Origin of the sequence: Anoxybacillus sp. ST70, assembly GCF_019553625.1 — a bacterium.
GTDB classification, from domain to species: domain Bacteria; phylum Bacillota; class Bacilli; order Bacillales; family Anoxybacillaceae; genus Anoxybacillus; species Anoxybacillus gonensis.
In genome coordinates this window covers 1-3,188 of record NZ_JAHZOF010000025.1, presented here as the reverse complement: position 1 = coordinate 3,188, position 3,188 = coordinate 1, and the positions used below count along the sequence as shown (strand labels likewise).

The window sequence follows — 3,188 nt, the reverse complement described above, 5'->3', positions numbered from 1 at the left end:
TAGCTGTTTGTTTTCGTGACGCAAATGTTCATTTTCTTGAACGAGTTGATGAATGAGCTGTTTTTGTTGTTGAACTTTGCCGATTAAGCTCTCAACTGTAAATACAGCTTGTTGTACCGTCAACATGCGATTCACCTCCTTGTCTATCAGTATTCACATCATAGACAAGGAAAGAAGAAAATATTCAGCTCACTTTATGATGTGGCTGAATAGTTACTTTATAGTATAATAAGGTAAAAAATACTTTAGATTATCCTATGGGGAGGAATGATTTTATGAGTAGTATAAATTTTATGAATATTATAGAAGCATATGTATCAAAAGAAATAGAGATGAATAAAGTACGTGATAAAATCAAATTGGAAAATAATTTAAAGGAGGGTTTAATTAAACAATTAGAGATCCAATTAACACCTCTAGTTTTAAACGTTTTGTTTTCAGAATATGAAGGATTTAAACAATACTACAAATTAAATTCTAGTGATGCTCTCAATAAATATTATGAAAAGATTAAAGAAGATAAATATTTTATTGGTTTGAGTGAACATTTTCCTGTAATGAGGGAAAAATTAGATAAACGAATAAATCACTTTATTACTTATGTAAACGAGATTATAGAAAATCTAGAAATACATAAAACGAAAACTAACTATAAAAAAGTTACTGACATAAAATTGGCACTTGGTGATACTCATAACAACGGAAAAACTGTATGTCATATTAAAATAGATGGTAAAGACTATATATATAAACCTAGGAATGCTGCATTAGACATTAATTTCATTAATTTTGTTTCAAAATATATACCAGATTATAAATATGAAATTTATAATTATGGAGATTTTTCTATACATGAAATGATCCATGTGAATCAGAATCATACCAACCAAGAAAGTGTCAATAAATATTATTATAATATCGGTTTTTTGTCTGCGATTTTCTATTTTATAGGGGCCACAGATATGCATTATGAAAATGTTATAGTAAATGGTGCAACCCCAATATTTATTGATTTAGAAACTATTTCTGATATAACTGATTTTGAAAGTGGTAAAAATCACAATAATTTATTTCAATTACTTTCCAATTCCATATTCCAAAGTATGATTTATCCATTTGAAATGAATGAAAATTATTTAAATATTTCTGCTTTAACAGGTGAAAAAGGAAAAGTGTTAAAATTTCACTATACTAATGCTAAACCTGTCATTAATGCTGATGGGGAATTGGAATTTTTAGAAGAGAATCCTTCTTTAGAAAAACAAAAAAATGAGGTTTTTTTAAATAACATTAAACAAATTCCTAGTATGTATATAGCCGATATCGTAAAAGGGTTCTCTGATTTTTGCAAAATTGTATTGGATAACAAAGATTCCGTATTCAACGAGTTGATCAAAGTAGTCGAGGGCCACCCTATTAGACAGGTTGTTAGACCTACACATGTTTACGAGAAATATCTAAATGTATTGCTAGAACCTTACTATTTAAAAGAAAAGGGGCGTGATCAAGAGTTATTCAATCATTTGAGGCATTCAAGAAATGATAAAATAGTCAACGAAGAAATAATTAGTCTAAAACAAGGTGACGTACCTTTATTTTATACGTACTTTGATAGTAAACATTTATATGCTCGTGGGGATTGTATAATTGAAAATTACTTTTCAACTACTATAAAAGAAAACATACAGAATCGAATTTATAATTTTGATACAAACAAGATGAAACAAGAAATAAACAATATTTATAGTTCATTACTAATATACCATTATAACCACACGGATAATAAAATATTGAATAACCATCCGGAATTTTTTACCGATGAAATATCACCTTTTGTATTTTTAAAGGATTTTTATAATCTATTTCAATCTATAAATAGTTCTTCTTCAGCATTACTTCCTTCTTTTTCTGGAAAGAAAATGATTATTTCACCTATTACTCCGTCCATTTACGAATATGGTGGTAATTTATTACTCATCATATATTTTAGGGATAAAATAGGTGTAAGTGTTCAAGAAATAATAAAAATATTTAAAACTATGAAGGAATGGAAAACTTATAATAATGCTGAATTAACAGGGTTTAATGGCGTCGGGGCTTATATTTATTTAGTATATAATGCATACAGAATAACAGGAGAAAAGTGGTTTTATAATGAACTTTTAAACGAAATCCAAAATCTTAGCATCCCTGAAAATGTGAATAATATTGATTATTTTACTGGGTTAGCCGGAACAGTAACGATACTATCAGAGATCAAATTAAACATGAACGAACCTGATATTAAAGAACCTTTAGAAAAATTATTAAAATCAGCCGTGGAGATCATACACCAAAAGTACAAAGATATGATGAAGGATGATAAGAGGATAGGGTTGGCCCATGGATATAGCGGATTAATTTTGGCTCTTTCTAGATATGATAGTACTAATAAAAACTATAATAACCAAGCATTAATTAATAATTTAATTGAAGCAGAGGAAGAATATTTTAATAGCCGTAAAAACAATTATATAGACCTCAGAGACAATACGTATGACAAGTATTTTATATGCTATGGAATTGTGGGCATTCTATTTTCTAGAATAGAATTGTTGGAAAATGGCTTTACACATTTTAAAGAGGATATTACTGAAAAATCGCTAAAATTATGTAATGATATTCTAAATAACACCATAAATTTAGATGACTACAGCTATTGCTTATGCCATGGTATAGGTGGATTAATAGAACTTTTCGAAGAATTAAAGCGTTTAGAGATTTTAAATGAAAAGTTGTATCGTGAAGTTAATAATAAATTATTTTCTTATTTAGATAAAAATAACCTTAACGGAATAAATAACAACTTTATATATAGTAGTTTTATGCTTGGTTATGGAGGTAAAGCTTATAACAAACTACGGAATAAATATAATATTCCTTCAATATTGCGTTTAAAATCCTTTTAACAGTAATGATTAATCTTTTTTATTAAATCCATTGTCTGTATAACAAAAAACACACGTTCGGAGTTGATTCCATTTTACTCCGTGACGTGTGTTTTTACGATTGTTAAATCGTATAGGGGCTGACCCAAAAGTCCGCTAAAAAGCGGACTTTTGGGAGTTGGTTTTCATATTTTGTAAAATAAGAGAGGGATTTACCTCTCATTTTTCTATTTCTTAAGCCTCTAAGGATCGTTGTTTGTC

The 3,188-nt window shown here is 28.2% G+C and carries 1 protein-coding gene; it reads left to right on the top strand.

Translation table 11 applies throughout. From position 1 onward, the window contains the following. Positions 1 to 275 precede the first annotated feature (275 nt). Positions 276 to 2,948, top strand: a complete 2,673-nt coding sequence (locus tag K1I43_RS15355) for a DUF4135 domain-containing protein (RefSeq protein WP_220382704.1) — start codon at positions 276 to 278, stop codon at positions 2,946 to 2,948. The last annotated feature ends 240 nt before the right edge of the window (positions 2,949 to 3,188 follow it).